Here is a 14,948-nt window from a genome sequence, read left to right as displayed (position 1 = left end):
GGCGGGCAGATGTACGAACTGATCAATGTCGACAAGAAATTCCCCGGCGTCCACGCTCTGAAATCTGTGGACTTCAAAATCGGGCGCGGCGAGATCGTGGGCCTCGTTGGCGAAAACGGTGCGGGCAAATCCACCCTGATGAAGGTCATCTATGGGGCATACCAGCCCGACGGCGGCGACATCACCATCGACGGCACGAAAGTTCGGTTCCAGAACCCGCGTCAGGCGATGGATCACGGTATCGGTATGGTGTTTCAGGAACAATCGCTAATCACCAACCTGACCGTGATGGAGAACATCTTTCTGGGGTTCGAGCAGCAATTCGTCAGCTACGGCGTCATCAACTGGAAAACCATGGCCGAGGCCGCGCGCAAGCAACTGGCCAAGGTCAAACTGGACATCGATCCGGCGATGACAACGTCGAAACTATCCTTTGCGCAGCGCCAGTTGGTGGAACTGGCCAAGGTGCTCACCCTTGAAGAACGGATCGACGGCGATCTGGTCATTTTGCTGGACGAACCAACCTCAGTTTTGGCAAAGGAAGAGGTCGAGTTGTTGTTCTCGCTGGTGCGTGAGCTGACAAAACGGGCGTCGTTCATCTTTGTCAGCCACCGAATGGACGAGGTTCTGGACCTGTCCGACCGTATCTATGTGATGAAAGACGGCGAGGTTGTAGACGTCGTCGCCCATGACGATGCGAATGTTGATGCGATCCAACACAAGATGGTCGGGCGCGATGTCGACAAGGAATATTACCGCGAGCAGAAGCAAAAACCTTATCAGGTTGAGGCACAGCCGCTGGTTGCCTTCCAGAACGTGACTGCAACGGGAAAGTACTCGGACATTTCATTCGATCTGCGCCCCGGCGAGGTATTGTGTCTGGTCGGTACCGAAGGCTCGGGACGCGAGGCGATCTTGCGCACGATCTTTGGGCTCGAAACTCCATCTGCCGGTGCCGTAAGCATCAAGGGCGCGCCCGTCAGCAAATTCAACGCGCAAGTCGGGGTCGCAAACGGCGTTGGTTACATCCCTCGCGAACGCAAGGTTGAAGGGATCGTCGCAGGCATGAGCGTTTACGAAAACATGACGCTCAGCCAGATGGGAAACTATGCCAATTCGGGCGTGTTGCGGATTGGTGAGGAAAAAACGCTGGCTCGCCAATGGATCGATCGTTTGGCGATCAAGACACCAGATGTCTACAAGGATTGTGGCGGGTTGTCGGGCGGCAATCAGCAAAAGGTTGTGCTGGCCAAATGGCGCTCGGCCGGGTCCGATATTATCCTGCTGGATCACCCAACGCGCGGTCTGGATATCGGCGCCAAAGAAGATGTCTATGACATGGTACGCGAGATGTCGGATGACGGCGTCGGCATCATTCTGGTCGCTGACACTTTGGAAGAGGCCATCGGCCTCAGCCACACGATTATCGTCCTGAAGGACGGTATCGCCCAGAAACGTTTCGATTGCAGCCCAGGGGACAAACCGTCGCTGTATGACCTTGTCCATCACATGATCTGAGGGCGAATACATGAGTTTTGAACGTATCAAACCGCATTTGCCCTGGATCACTCTGTTGGTTCTGGTTCTGGTCGTCGGGGCTGCAGATTCCAACTTTTTGCGCCCTTCCAACTTAATTTCGATGGCGGCGGATATCGTGCCGCTGTTCATTATGGCGCTTGGCATGACGTTCGCGATCTATATCGGCGGGATAGATTTGTCTGCGCAGTCGGTTGCCAACATGACCACAGTCGTGGCCACGATTGCCCTGCCAACCTTTGGCATTGGTGCCGCGTTGATCTGCATTCTAGCCGGTGTTGTTCTGGGCGGGGTTTCGGGCTTTGTCACGACGCGCTTGTTTGTGCCGTCCTTTATCTCGACCCTTGCGGTTGGCGGCATCGCCTTTTCCGCCGCACAATACATGTCAGGGCAGCGCGCGCTGTTCATGGACGCTTCGCTTCGGGATTCGACCTTTGGGTGGATGACCGGATCGCTGGCGGGCATCCCCAGCGAATTGTTCATTGCCGCCGCGTTGGTTCTGGGTGCATGGTTCCTGCAATCACGCACCACCTTTGGCCGTGCGCTCAAGGCTGTGGGGGCGGGGGAACCTGCCGCCGTGGCCTCGGGCCTGAATGTCAATCGCATCAAGATCATGGCGTTCGCTCTGTCCGGTGGACTGGCGGCGATTGCGGGCTTGCTGTTTGCAGTGAAATTGTCCGGAGGCTCTCCCACTCTGGCAAACGGGTTCCTGCTGCCTGCGATCGTCGCGGTTTTGGTGGGTGGGACACCGCTGACCGGTGGTGTGGGCGGAGTGATCAATACCCTGATTGGCACCCTGATCGTGGCTGTGATCCGGTCTTCGATGCTTTATTTTGAGGTCGACGCGACGCAACAGCAGATGGTGTTTGGCCTTATTCTGATTGTGGCCATCGCACTGACCATCGACCGAACCAAGCTGAGGGTTGTGAAATGACCCCGACCATGCGAGCGGCGGTGCTGACCGAACCCGGTCGGTTCGAGGTCACTGACGTCGCACGCCCCAACCCAGGCCGGGGTGAAGTTCTGGTTCGCATCATACGGGTCGGGATTTGCGGGACCGACATGCATATCTTTAACGGCCACTACGCGGCCGACAGCCTGCCCCTGATACCCGGTCATGAATTTACGGGCACAATTGCCGAGTTGGGCGAAGGCGTAACCGGCCTGACGGTTGGTGCGCCGGTTGTGGTCGATATGAATATCGGTTGCGGCACCTGCTATTGGTGCCGCCGGAATGAAATCCTGAACTGCCCCGAGATGCAGCAGATGGGTATCACCATGGATGGCGCATTTGCCGAATACATCTGCGTCCCCGCTCGCCTTGTTATTCCAGCTCCGCAGGACACAGCTGCCGAAGTGTTGGCGTTGACCGAACCTTTGGCCTGTGTTGTGCGCTGTGCGCGTAAAGCCAACATCACATTCGGCCAGTCGGTCGTGGTGCTGGGCGCGGGCCCCATCGGTAACCTACACGTACAACTCTTGCGCACGATCGGGGCGGCGCCGATCATCGTTGCGGATTTGTCCAAGGCGCGTGTGAACATGGCGCTCGAGGTCGGGGCGGATGTTGGTGTCACCAATCCAGACCAACTGGAGCAGGTGGTCAGAGATCATACGGATGGGCGCGGTGCTGATGTGGTGATCGAAAGCGTTGGCCTGCCTGCTCTTTATCAACAGGCTACCAAACTGGCTCGAAAAGGGGGTCATATCGCGGCCTTTGGACTGACTGGTGCAGGAGAGATCCTGCCTGTCGATATCCTGCAAACCATCTTGCAAGAGAATTCGATCAAAGGTTCTGTCGCTGGGATGGGGCAGGATATGCACGACGCACTGACACTGTTGACCCACGGTCGGATAAAAACTGAACGGTTTACCCAAGCGACTTATCCGCTGGATCGCATTCAGGAAGCTTTCGATAGTTTCCAGGATCGTCCGGCTGATCTGAAAACCCAAATAACGGTGACGTAAACGCCAGAGAGGGAGGAGCTCAGCATGACCGTCGAAGTCTATACATCCAAACCAGAAGGCATGATCCCAAACAGCCGTTTTCCCCTGCTGATCCATCGAGGAGCGATCCCGGGTGGCGGCGTGGATGGCGTCAAGGCCCGGTTCCGCGCAAATGGTTGGGGCAACAACTGGGAATACCCGGGCGTTTACGAGTACCCGCATTTCCATTCGACATCTCATGAATGTCTGGGATGTGCGCAGGGCTGGATGGAGTTTAACCTCTCTGTCGAAGGTTGGACTCGGGTCCGGATCGAGGCTGGCGATGTTATCGTAATGCCCGCAGGTGTCAGTCATGAGATGGTCGGACGATCCGACGACATCATGATGTGTGGCGGTTACGCCGGGGGCCGCGACTGGGACAATATTCAAGAGGCCTTTTTGACTCCGGAAATGTTCCAGGCGGCCGCCAAACGGATCATGATGCTGCCGATTCCGGATAAAGACCCCGCGACCGGTGTAATTCTGCACCAATGGCATGACGCGCCGTCCTCGGTGGATGGTGGGTGGAACGACTTCCGCGATGGCCTGGACGCCTCAGCCTGACCTATTTTTCGGAGCCCCGACAATGGACCAAAACGCACAGATACTTACACCGCCTTCCGAGCCCCGTGAATTTGGGTTCTTCATGGATGGCAAATGGGTTCCCGCCGGTGATCGTGACGTGTTCGAGCGGTCCTCGCCGGGTCATGGCGTGCCGGTCACGCGCATCCCGCGCTGCAGCGAGGATGATCTGAACGAGATCGTCGCATCGGCGCGCACGGCGTTCGATGATCGCCGCTGGTGCGGGTTGTCCGGGTCTGACCGCGCGGCTGTTTTATTGAAAGCTGCCGATCTGATCCGCCAGCGCACCGATGAGATCGCCTATTGGGAAACGTTGGAGAACGGAAAGCCCATCGCGCAGGCGCGGGGCGAGATTGGTGGTTGCGTCGGTATGTTCGAATTCGCTGCCGGTCTGGCGCGAGCTTTGCGTGGGGACAGTTTCAACAACAGCGGCGATGGCGCGTTGGGCATTGTCACCCGTGAGCCGGTTGGCGTTGTCGGCCTGATCACGCCTTGGAACTTCCCTTTCCTGATCCTGTGCGAGCGGGTGCCGTATATTCTGGCCTCTGGTTGCACTATTGTCGCAAAACCCTCTGAAGTGACAAGCGCAACGACCCTGCTGTTGGCCGAAATCCTGTCCGAGGCGGGCTTGCCGGATGGTGTTTTCAATGTGGTCACCGGATCAGGCAGCGTGATCGGCCAGAAGCTGGCGGAACATATGGATGTGGATATGCTGTCCTTTACCGGCTCGACCGCTGTTGGTCGATCGGTCGTTGCAGCGTCGGGGCAGAGCAATTTCAAAAAGCTGGGCTTGGAACTTGGGGGCAAGAACCCTCAGATCGTCTTTGCCGATGCCGATCTTGAAGATGCAGCCGATGGTGTGGCCTTCGGCATCGCGTTCAACACCGGCCAATGTTGCGTTTCCGGTGCGCGCCTTTTGGTCGAACGCTCGGTTGCAGACAAGTTTGCAGGCATGGTCGCTGACAAGCTGCGCAAGGTCCGCGTGGGCGATCCGTTGGACGAACGCACGCAGGCGGGCGCGATCACGACAGACGCGCAGAACCGCACCATTCTGTCCTACATCGCCAAGGGTCAGGGAGAGGGCGCGACCCTGCTGACCGGCGGCACCACGCCCGAAATCTCGGGCGGGCAATATATCGACCCAGTGGTATTCACTGATGTGACCAACGACATGGCCATAGCGCGCGAAGAGATTTTCGGCCCGGTTCTGGTTGTGATCCCGTTTGATACGATTGACGAAGCGATCTCGATTGCCAACGATACTGAATACGGTCTGGCGGCAAGTGTTTGGACCAAGAATATCGACAAGGCGCTGACCATCTCTCGCCGCGTTCAGGCCGGACGGTTCTGGGTCAACACAACTTTAGCTGGGGGGCCTGAACTGCCGATTGGCGGGTTCAAGGCGTCCGGTTGGGGCCGCGAGGCCGGGATGCACGGCGTTGAGGAATATACGCAGATCAAGTCGATCCATGTCGAGATCGGCAAACGGTCGCATTGGATAGAGTAATGGCAAACGGATTTGACTATATCATCGTTGGAGGCGGATCAGCGGGCTGTGTTTTGGCCAATCGCCTGACTGAAGATGGCGCCGTCAGGGTGCTGCTGCTTGAGGCAGGCGGAAAGGACAATCATCCGTTGATCCATATGCCTGTGGGCTTTGCCAAGATGACGGACGGGCCGCATACGTGGGGTTTTAACACCGTCCCGCAAGTCAACGCCAATAACCGTGAGATCCCCTATGCTCAGGGCCGGGTGATCGGTGGTGGAAGCTCGATCAATGCCGAGGTGTTCACGCGCGGCAACCCGGTCGATTATGACCGTTGGGCCAATGAGGAAGGATGCGAGGGCTGGGCCTTCAAGGATATCCAGAAGTACTTCATTCGCTCCGAACGCAATGCGATCCTGTCCGGAGACTGGCACGGGACCGAAGGGCTTTTGGGTGTGTCCAACATCCCAGACCCGCAAGAAATGACCCGCGCCTTTGTACGCTCGTGCCAAGAGGCGGGCATCCCTTATAACCCCGACTTCAACGGCGCGGTTCAGGAAGGTGCAGGCGTTTACCAGACGACCACCTGGAATGCGAAACGCTGCTCGGCTGCTGTGGGATATCTGAAACCGGCGATGTCGCGCGGGAACCTGACGGTCAAAACTGAGTGTCAGGTGCATCGGATTGTCATCGAAAATGGCCGGGCGACCGGAGTGGAATTTGATCAGGGCGGACAGGTCGAAACCGCATCGGCGGATCAGGAAGTGCTGGTCACTTCGGGCGCTATTGGAACACCCAAGCTGATGATGCTGTCAGGCGTCGGCCCCGCCGCGCATCTGCGCGAGCACGGGATCGAGGTGAAGCACGACTTGCCCGGTGTAGGTGAGAACCTGAACGACCATTTCGGCATCGATATCGTGGCCGAACTGAACGGGCACTATAGTCTGGACAAGTACAACAAGCCTCATTGGGCGGCTTGGGCGGGAATACAGTATTACCTGTTCGGATCGGGGCCAGTGACCTCGAACGTGGTTGAGGGCGGGGCGTTCTGGTATGGCGACGACACGGCCCCCGTGCCGGATTTGCAATTTCATTTCCTTGCAGGTGCCGGTGCCGAGGCCGGGGTGCCCAGCGTGCCCAAGGGCAGCTCGGGCATCACGCTGAACTCGTACACTGTCCGTCCCAAGGCCCGCGGCACCGTACGTCTGCGTTCGAACAAGGTCGAGGATATGCCGCTGGTCGATCCCAATTTCCTAGGTCACCCGGATGATCTGAAAATCTCGGTCGAAGGGGTGAAACACAGTGTCGAGATTTTCCGGCAGAAAAGTCTGCAAAACTACATCCGCAAAATTCACTTCCCCGGTGACAACGTGAAAACACAGGCCGAATACGAAGCCTATGCCCGCCAATATGGTCGGACATCTTATCACCCGACATGTACCTGTAAAATGGGCGTGGATGAGATGGCGGTCGTTGACCCGCAAATGCGGGTGCGCGGGATTGATGGGCTGCGGATCTGCGACAGTTCCGCCATGCCCAGCCTGATTGGGTCTAACACGAACGCGCCGACGATCATGATGGCCGAAAAAGCGGCGGACATGATCCGGGGCAATCACTGAAATCGATTTACCTCCCCGAACTGGCGGCGCCTTGAATGGGCGCCGCTTTTTTCTTTAGTCCCAATCGGGGGCCCAAGGCACCAAGTCTTCGGTGACGATCCGATAACCTGCCTGGGTCATGGCGTCGATCCGGTCCATATCGACGTTGGACAAGATGAAATCCATCACGTTAAAATTGGCCTGAATGTTGGCGCGTTTTGTAGACATGGTGTTGATCGGAACACCTTTTTGCAAAATCCAACGCAACACGACCTGTCCGGCGGTTTTTCCGTAGCTTTGACCGATCTCGGCAAAAATCGGGTGCTTGAACACCTCTCCGCGCGCCACCGAGCAATAGGACGACAAAGGGATGCCCGTTTCAGAGGCGGCTGCCAGAAGCACATCTTGGTTCAGCAGCGGGTGAAACTCGACCTGGTTGGACACGATCGGTGTCTCGATGATCTTGACTGCGTCGCGCATCATCTGCGCGGTATAGTTTGAGACGCCGATGTTCTTTGCCAGACCCTTTGCATGAGCCTGTTCAAGCAGTTTCAAAGATGGCGCGATATCTCCGCCTATAGGTGGCCAGTGCAACAGCAGGACGTCCACGTAATCAAGGCGAAGCTTCTTCAGGCTTTCTTCCACGGATGGCAGGAACGCGTCGTCACTGAAATTGTCCGGATGCACTTTGGTCGTGACGCACATTTCATCTCGTTTCAGGCCAATTTCGGCCAGCGCGTCACCGGTTTCCTTCTCATTTTCATACATTTGAGCAGTGTCGAAGGACCGATACCCGATCTCGGCTGCAATCGCCATCGAATCGCGAAGTTCTGCTCCGGTCAGGGGGAATGTGCCGAAGGTACGCTGATAAGTCTTTTGAAAATAGATGTTCACGGTGATCCTCCCAAAGAACAAACTCAATAAGTAACCTATTAGTTACTTGAGGTTCGGTCAATTCCCTTGTTTTGGTTATTTTTGTTGCTTTTCGGTGCACCTGAAGGCATAACTTATAACCAATTAGTTACTTTCGTGAGGATCGCATGAGCAAGCAGATGACGGCACGCGAAGCGGCAAATCTTGTACCCGATGGTGCGACGGTCGCGGTGAATTCTTCAAGTGGTTTGTGTTGTCCGGATGCAGTTCTGAAAGGCCTTGGCGAGCGCTTTGATGAAGAGGGTGCGCCAACAGATCTGACGACCATTCATCCCATAGCTGCAGGTGACTTTTTTGGCACGAAGGGGGTAGATCATATCGCCAAACCGGGTCTGCTAGGTCGGATCATTGGCGGCTCTTACCCATCGGGGCCGAGCAACGCGGAACCGCCGCTTGTCTGGCAGATGATCACCGGCGAACAGGTGCGCGCGTATAACGTTCCGTCGGGTATTATCTTTGATATGCTGCGCGAGGCTGCCGCGAAACGACCGGGTGTCCTGACCAAGGTTGGCATGGAAACCTTTGTCGACCCCGAGATCGAAGGCTGCGCAATGAACGCCGCTGCCCGTGCCGAGCCTATCGTGAAACGGATGGAGTTCGAAGGCGAAGATTGGCTGTATTTCAAATCAATGGCGCCGAATGTGGCGATTATTCGGGCAACCACAGCCGACGAAAAAGGCAACCTGAGTTTCGAACACGAGGGGGCCTATCTGGGCGCGATGGAGATGGCCCTGGCGGCGCGCAACAACGGTGGCGTGGTGATTGCTCAGGCCAAACGCATCGCGGCGGCAGGAAGTATCCGACCACATGACGTGCATGTACCCGGTATTTTGATCGACGCGATTGTCGAAGCGCCCGACCAGTTACAGACCACGGCTACGGAATACGACCCGGCAATTTCGGGCGAATTGACCCGCCCGATCGAAAGCTTTCGAACGGCCGATTTCAATGTCGGGAAAGTCATAGCGCGCCGTGTGGCGACAGAGTTGAAGGATGGTTGGGCCGTAAATATCGGGTTCGGCATCTCGGCCAACGTTCCGCGTATTCTGGTCGAAGAGGGTTTGCATGGCTCGGTCACATGGATGATCGAGCAAGGCGCGGTTGGCGGGGTTCCATTGTTGGATTTCAAATTTGGCTGTTCCGCCAATGCCGAGGCCTTCGTGCCGTCGCCACATCAGTTCTGTTATTTCCAGGCGGGCGGGTTTGATGCCTCGCTGCTGTCTTTCCTCGAGGTGGACAAATACGGCTCGGTCAACGTCTCGCGTCTGTCAGCCATTCCGCACCGGACCGCCGGAGCGGGAGGGTTCGTGGATATCACAGCGCGGGCGCGCAAGATCGTTTTTTCCGGCAACTTCAACGCAGGAGCCAAGATAGCCATTGAGGATGGTCAGCTGAAAATTCTGAAAGAGGGGAAAGTGGCCAAGTTTGTGGATGAGGTCGATCAAATCTCATTTTCAGGTAAGCGGGCACAGATGCAGGAGCAGGACGTGACATACGTGACCGAGCGCTGCGTGATCAAACTGACCGAAAAGGGACTTATGGTGACCGAGATCGCGCCCGGGCTGGACCTGCAACGCGATATTCTGGATCAGGCGGCGACACCCTTGCTCGTTTCAGATGACCTTGTCCGGATGGACGAGGCCCTGTTTGACCCGGCCCTGATGAGGCTGCAACTCGCGGCGGGCTAATGGAGCATTTTCTTCTGGATATTCAGGACGGCATCGCGCGGTTGACCCTGAACCGCCCCGAGCGCCTGAACGCCGTGGATGAGGCGATGATGGATGCGCTCATGGCGCTGTGCCGTCAGATCGAACACACCCAGGACGCGCATGTTGTGATCCTGACCGGTGCAGGAAAGGCGTTTTGCGCAGGGGGCGATATCGACGCGTGGTCCAGCCAGTCGGCGGACACCTTCGGCCGCCATTGGCTCCGCGATGGGCATCAGGCGCTGGATGCCCTGACGCGGCTGCGACAGCCTGTGATTGCGGTGCTGAACGGGCATGTTTTGGGCGGTGGACTGGAACTTGCGGCGTGCGCCGATTACCGCATTGCCGAGGATCACATTCGGATCGGACAGCCTGAACCGGCGCTGGGGATCATTCCCGGCTGGTCCGGCACTCAGCGGGCGGTTCGGCGGTTCGGTGCCCAGCTTGTCCGGCGCATGGCGCTGTTCGGCGAGCAGTTCTCGGCCCATGACGCGTTGACCGCGGGGATTGTGGATCAGGTCGTCGAAAAAGGGCAGGGCCTTGCCGCTGCGGATGAGCTGGCCAACCGGATGCGCCATCGTGGGCCGGTGGCGACAGAGCTTGTCAAAATGCTGATCAACGCCGCTGAGGGCGAGGAACGTGAGCGTGTTTTCGAAGCGCTGGCAGGTCGGATCGCCGCCGTCCAACCCGAGTTGAAAACCGGTTTGGCCGCGTTCAAGGATCGCAAAAAACCTGACTTCTGGTAAGCATCAAATCATGAGGGCGTAAATATGATACGTCACCTTGTTCACCTGCGCTTTAAGGACGACGTGTCCGACGAAGAAAAGGCCACGCTCTATCGGGATTTGGCGGGTCTTTCTGGTCATATCGAGGGCATTCTGGATTTCCAAAGCCGAAGCAATGTGTCGGTCGAGACCGATCTGGTGCGGGGCTTCAATGACATGTTCTGGTTTGACTTCCGCGACGAGTCCGTGCGCGATGTTTATCTGGTCGACCCTGCGCATCAGGAGGTCGGAGGCCGGATCGTGGCCAAAACCGTCAATGGCCCGGACGGTGTATTCGTGTGTGATATCGAGGTGTAGAAGACGCTGCTGAACCTAGGTCAGCAACAGGTGCGGAACCGGTCCACGATCACGTCCAATACCTCGTTTGGGTCGCGTTTCCACCAGTTGCCGGCCGAGAAGATCTCGACTTCGCACAGCCCCTTGTAACCTGCGTGTTCTACTGCGGAGCGCAGGGCCCGAAGATCCGCGACACCGTCGCCCATCATGCCGCGATCCAGCAGGATATCCGTGGTATCGGCCAGCCAGTCACACAGGTGATAGCCCAGAATGCGCCCGTGTGCGCGTTGCGCCAATGTGTCGGCCAGCGTGGTGTCCCACCAGACATGATAAACGTCGACGGCAATGCCCACATTCGGCGCGCCTATCGTATCGCAGACATTCAAAGCATCGGCTGCTGTCATCAGGCAAGTGCGGTTGCCCGCGGTGGCGGGGTTCAGCGGCTCAAGCGCCAGGTTTACGCAGCGGTCGGCCGCATAAGCTGCGGCTCGTGCGACGCGGTCCGCCAAGATTTTCTGGCTGTCCAGAACGCCCTTGGTGCCGGGCTCTGGTCCGCCCGTGACGATGGTTAGGACATCCGTGCCAAGCCCTGCAGCCTGATCGATAGAGAGGTAAAAGTCATCCATGATCTGCTGGTCCGACGGCAGGGCCAATGGTCCGGTCAGGAATGGCGTTCGGCATAGGCCAACCACGTGCAGCCCGGCTGCGCGGACCTTGTCGCCGATCTCGGCCTCACGTCCGCCCAGTTCTCGCCGCCAGAAGGTGATACCTCCATACCCACGCGCGGCACAGGCGTCGATGATCTGCTCGGGTGACCATCCCGCACCAAACCCGTCCAGATTATGGCCGAGTGTTGCGGTATTCAGCGCGAGTGCAGAATGATCCTGCGAGAAATCGCGCATCCGGATCAGACCCCGTAGAGTTTCAGCATGTGGCGCATCCGTTCGACTGCCAGATCGGGATCGCGCAGCAAACCGCATTCGTCAGCCATTTTAAAGCAGTCAGTAAAATACGGCAAAGACCGCGTTGCCTGCGCCCCATTCAGCATGATGAAGTGATCCTGAAACCCGTTCAGCCAGGCCAGGAATACTACGCCCGTTTTATAGTATTGTGTGGGTGCCCGAAAGATATGGCGCGCGAGCGGCACAGTGGGGTCCAGCGTCGCGCGAAAGGTTGCAGTGTCACCTTCGCTCAGTTTGCTGACCGCATGGGCGGCCGCTGGGGCAAGTGGGTCGAAGATTCCTAGCAACGCATGAGAATACCCCTGATCATCACCTTCGATCAGTTCGGGGTAATTAAAATCGTCGCCGGTATACATCCGAACGCCAGCGGGCAGGCGGCGACGCATGATGACCTCTTTTTCAGCGTTCAGCAGCGAGATTTTGATCCCATCCACCCTGTCCGCATTTGCGCTGATAACGGTCAAAGCGGTGTTCATCGCATCTTCAAACGCGTCGGACCCCCAATATCCGGCCAGTTGTGGATCAAACATCTCTCCCAACCAGTGCAGGATGACCGGTTCGTCACAGGCGGCCAGAACATCACTGTAGACCGAGATGTAATCCTCTGGACCCCGGGCCACCCTGGCCAGCGCACGCGAGGCCATCAGGATAATGCGACCGCCAATCTTTTGGATGGCTTCGACCTGCTGCAGGTAGGCGCGGCGCACGTCGTCCAACGTCTTGGCATCTGCAGGATCAAGGTGGTCGGTGCCACACCCATTCCCGACCAGGGCATCCGGCAGTTCCTCTTTGGTGCGCCGGATCAGTTCCAATGCGCCTGTCCAGTCCAGACCCATGCCGCGTTGCGCGGTATCCATCGCTTCGGCAATGCCCATCCCCATATCTGCAAGATAGCGTCTGAACTCCAAGGTCTTTTCCCAGTCCACATGGGCTGGACCCGTGGGGTCGTGGTCGCCGAACGGGTCTGCGACCACATGCGCCGCAGAATACAGCACCCGTGCGGAATTCGGCGTCAGTTTCGAGGGTGCAACCGGTGTGCCTGTCAGGTGATAGTCCTGCAAAGCGCCGGTTGTATCGGGAAGCTGAATTTTCATCGAAACACCTTAGAACCGAGGGACCAGCATACCGGCATCCGCCGAGATCGCCTGTCCGGTTGTGTAGGGAAGCTTGCCGCTGGCCAACGAGGCAATGATGCGCCCCATATCTTCGGGCTGGCCGACGCGAGGAAACAGGGTCAGGCCATCTTTGGCGCGCTGATCATACATCTCGATCACCGGTGCGGTCATGTCGGTCGAGATCAGCCCGGGCTGCACGTCATAGACGGCGATATTCTCTTGGCCCAACCGCACTGCAAAGGTTTTCGAGATCATCGCAGCGGCTGCTTTCGAGGCGCAGTATTCCGCACGCGGCGCCGCCACCGCCACGGCGTTGGATGAGGTGACATTAACGATGCTGTGGAACGCGTTGGCGTCGCGCTTGCGGCTTAGCAGCCGCTTGGCGAAGGCTTGCGACAGAAAGAACATCGCTTTGGTATTCACAGCCATGCAGCGATCATAGCTTTCTTCGGTCACTTCAAGAAGATCACCGCGCTGCATAACGCCAACGCCTGCATTGTTCACAAGGGTCGTAAGCGGGCCGATTTCTGTCTCGATTTCTGCCAGCTTGCTATCGTGCACGGCGATATCGGACACGTCGAAAGGTGTCGTGACGACCGGTACACCCAAAGCGCGAATGGTTTCTGCGGCAGCTGCAAGTTCGTCATCCGCCACGGGGCCGTTCACGGCAATCGAGAACCCCTCCTGCGCCAGTGCAACCGCAGCGGCCAAACCGATCCCACGGGACGACCCGGTCACAAGTGCGGCCTGAGGTGTCATGCTGCGGCCCCTTTCGCCAATAGCTCTCGTGCGATGATCATACGCTGAATTTGATTTGTGCCTTCGTAAATCTGCGTGATCTTGGCGTCCCGGTAAAGGCGCTCGACTTCGAACCCCCGGATATAACCTGATCCACCAAACACCTGCACTGCGTCCGACGATCGTTGCACGGCCATATCCCCAGCAAAACACTTGGCCATCGAGCACGCCTTGGTCGCATCCAGCCCGGCGTCGATCTTGTAAGCGGCGGAATGTACCAGCAGCCGGGCGGCTTCGACATCTTTGGCAATATCGGCCAACAGCCATTGAACGCCCTGGAAATCCGCAATTTGCTTGCCGAATTGCTTGCGTTGTTGGGCGTAATCAGTGGCGGCCTCCAAGCCGGCCTGACCAATCCCAACGGCCAACGCAGCTATGCCGACCCGACCCTTGTCCAGCACGCTCATCATCATGTGGAACCCGCGTCCCTCAGTGCCCAGCAATGCGTCGGCGGGTAGTCGGACATCGTCAAAGGACAGGGGGCCAACCTGACTGGCGCGCTGGCCCATCTTGATCTCTTTCGGTCCGCGCGTCACACCTGCTGCGTGAAGGTCGACGACAAAGATCGACATGCCGCGATGACCGGCTTCGGGATCGGTTCGTGCAAGGACAAAGCCCAGATCAGCCACGGGCGCGTTGTGAATCCAGATTTTACCGCCATTCAGAACCCAGCTGTCCCCATCGCGCACGGCGGTTGTTCGGATGCCGGACACATCCGTGCCAGCCTCGGGTTCCGTGATACAGTAAGCGGGGCGCAACTTGGCAGCCAGCAGGTCAGCCAACCACTTACCTTGTTGGTCCGCGGTGCCATGGCGCACCAGCAAGGTGGTGACGAGCTCCAGCAATCCACACTGATCCGCAATGGACGCGTAGCCGCGCGAAAGCTCTTCCATTACCAGTGCGTAGGTGATTGTGTCAAAGCCGGGTCCGCCCAATTCTTCTGGAACGCAGATTCCAAACAGACCCAACTCGGCCATTTGGTCATAGATTTCGGCTGGAAAGCGGGAATCCCGATCCAGCTCTTCGGCCAGTGGTCGGATCACACTGTCGGCGAACTGGCGGGTCATGTCGCGGACCTGAATGTGGGTTTCCGTGAGAAACATAGTTGCGTCCCATAATGTAACTAATCAGTTACTAATATGCGTTGCACCCCTGCTGCGTCAAGTGGGTTGATCGCGCCAGTCGATT

14 protein-coding genes are annotated in these 14,948 nt (G+C 57.8%); 9 read left to right on the top strand and 5 right to left on the bottom strand.

Features of this window, described 5'->3' with window-relative positions; translation table 11 throughout:
• Positions 1-9: 9 nt before the first annotated feature.
• The 6 genes from J7380_RS18455 to J7380_RS18430 are packed head-to-tail and all read left to right on the top strand — an operon-like array spanning position 10 to position 7,206.
• On the top strand, positions 10-1,518 hold the full coding sequence (locus J7380_RS18455; RefSeq protein ID WP_209197668.1) for a sugar ABC transporter ATP-binding protein: 1,509 nt from the start codon (positions 10-12) through the stop codon (positions 1,516-1,518).
• 10 nt (positions 1,519-1,528) lie between these two features.
• Positions 1,529-2,470 (top strand): ABC transporter permease, encoded by a 942-nt coding sequence (locus tag J7380_RS18450; RefSeq protein ID WP_170356332.1) that lies wholly within the window; start codon positions 1,529-1,531, stop codon positions 2,468-2,470.
• Positions 2,467-3,501 (top strand): alcohol dehydrogenase catalytic domain-containing protein, encoded by a 1,035-nt coding sequence (locus tag J7380_RS18445; RefSeq protein WP_209197666.1) that lies wholly within the window; start codon positions 2,467-2,469, stop codon positions 3,499-3,501. The genes J7380_RS18450 and J7380_RS18445 overlap by 4 nt, the downstream gene beginning before the upstream one ends.
• Positions 3,502-3,525: 24 nt before the next feature.
• Positions 3,526-4,083 carry a cupin domain-containing protein gene (locus tag J7380_RS18440; protein ID WP_209197664.1) on the top strand — a complete coding sequence of 186 codons (558 nt, stop codon included), beginning with the start codon at positions 3,526-3,528 and terminating at the stop codon, positions 4,081-4,083.
• A 22-nt stretch (positions 4,084-4,105) separates the two neighbouring features.
• Entirely contained in the window at positions 4,106-5,608 is a 1,503-nt protein-coding gene (locus tag J7380_RS18435) for an aldehyde dehydrogenase family protein (protein WP_209197661.1), read from the top strand.
• Positions 5,608-7,206, top strand: coding sequence for a GMC family oxidoreductase N-terminal domain-containing protein (locus J7380_RS18430; protein WP_209197659.1), 1,599 nt, complete (start codon positions 5,608-5,610; stop codon positions 7,204-7,206). The genes J7380_RS18435 and J7380_RS18430 overlap by 1 nt, the downstream gene beginning before the upstream one ends.
• Before the next feature lie 54 nt (positions 7,207-7,260).
• Here J7380_RS18430 and J7380_RS18425 read toward each other — a convergent pair whose 3' ends face one another.
• Positions 7,261-8,079 carry an aldo/keto reductase gene (locus tag J7380_RS18425; RefSeq protein WP_209197657.1) on the bottom strand — a complete coding sequence of 273 codons (819 nt, stop codon included), beginning with the start codon at positions 8,077-8,079 and terminating at the stop codon, positions 7,261-7,263.
• A gap of 146 nt (positions 8,080-8,225) precedes the next feature.
• On the opposite strand from J7380_RS18425, the gene J7380_RS18420 reads away from it, so the two are divergent.
• The 3 genes from J7380_RS18420 to J7380_RS18410 are packed head-to-tail and all read left to right on the top strand — an operon-like array spanning position 8,226 to position 10,906.
• Complete coding sequence (locus J7380_RS18420) at positions 8,226-9,806, top strand: acyl CoA:acetate/3-ketoacid CoA transferase (protein WP_209197655.1); 1,581 nt, start codon at positions 8,226-8,228, stop codon at positions 9,804-9,806.
• Positions 9,806-10,570, top strand: a complete 765-nt coding sequence (locus J7380_RS18415; protein ID WP_209197653.1) for an enoyl-CoA hydratase/isomerase family protein — start codon at positions 9,806-9,808, stop codon at positions 10,568-10,570. Before J7380_RS18420 ends, J7380_RS18415 begins: the two co-directional genes overlap by 1 nt.
• Positions 10,571-10,594: 24 nt before the next feature.
• Positions 10,595-10,906: a Dabb family protein gene (locus J7380_RS18410; RefSeq protein WP_209197651.1), complete on the top strand. Its 312-nt coding sequence runs from the start codon at positions 10,595-10,597 to the stop codon at positions 10,904-10,906.
• Between the two features lie 20 nt (positions 10,907-10,926).
• Here J7380_RS18410 and J7380_RS18405 read toward each other — a convergent pair whose 3' ends face one another.
• Genes J7380_RS18405 through J7380_RS18390 form a run of 4 tightly spaced genes read right to left on the bottom strand, consistent with a single transcriptional unit; the run spans position 10,927 to position 14,863 of the window.
• Entirely contained in the window at positions 10,927-11,787 is an 861-nt protein-coding gene (locus J7380_RS18405) for a sugar phosphate isomerase/epimerase family protein (RefSeq protein ID WP_209197649.1), read from the bottom strand.
• Between the two features lie 5 nt (positions 11,788-11,792).
• Positions 11,793-12,941 carry a dihydrodipicolinate synthase family protein gene (locus tag J7380_RS18400; protein WP_209197641.1) on the bottom strand — a complete coding sequence of 383 codons (1,149 nt, stop codon included), beginning with the start codon at positions 12,939-12,941 and terminating at the stop codon, positions 11,793-11,795.
• A gap of 9 nt (positions 12,942-12,950) precedes the next feature.
• A complete protein-coding gene (locus J7380_RS18395) occupies positions 12,951-13,721 on the bottom strand; it encodes a 3-ketoacyl-ACP reductase (RefSeq protein WP_209197639.1) in 771 nt (256 codons plus the stop codon).
• Positions 13,718-14,863 carry an acyl-CoA dehydrogenase family protein gene (locus J7380_RS18390; RefSeq protein WP_209197637.1) on the bottom strand — a complete coding sequence of 382 codons (1,146 nt, stop codon included), beginning with the start codon at positions 14,861-14,863 and terminating at the stop codon, positions 13,718-13,720. The genes J7380_RS18395 and J7380_RS18390 overlap by 4 nt, the downstream gene beginning before the upstream one ends.
• Between the last annotated feature and the right edge of the window lie 85 nt (positions 14,864-14,948).

The sequence above is a fragment of the Ruegeria sp. R8_1 genome, from assembly GCF_017743815.1.
In the GTDB taxonomy this organism is placed as follows: Bacteria; Pseudomonadota; Alphaproteobacteria; order Rhodobacterales; family Rhodobacteraceae; genus Ruegeria; species Ruegeria lacuscaerulensis_A.
The sequence above is the reverse complement of the archived record's forward strand: the minus strand, read 5'-3'. Positions and strand labels throughout refer to the sequence as shown.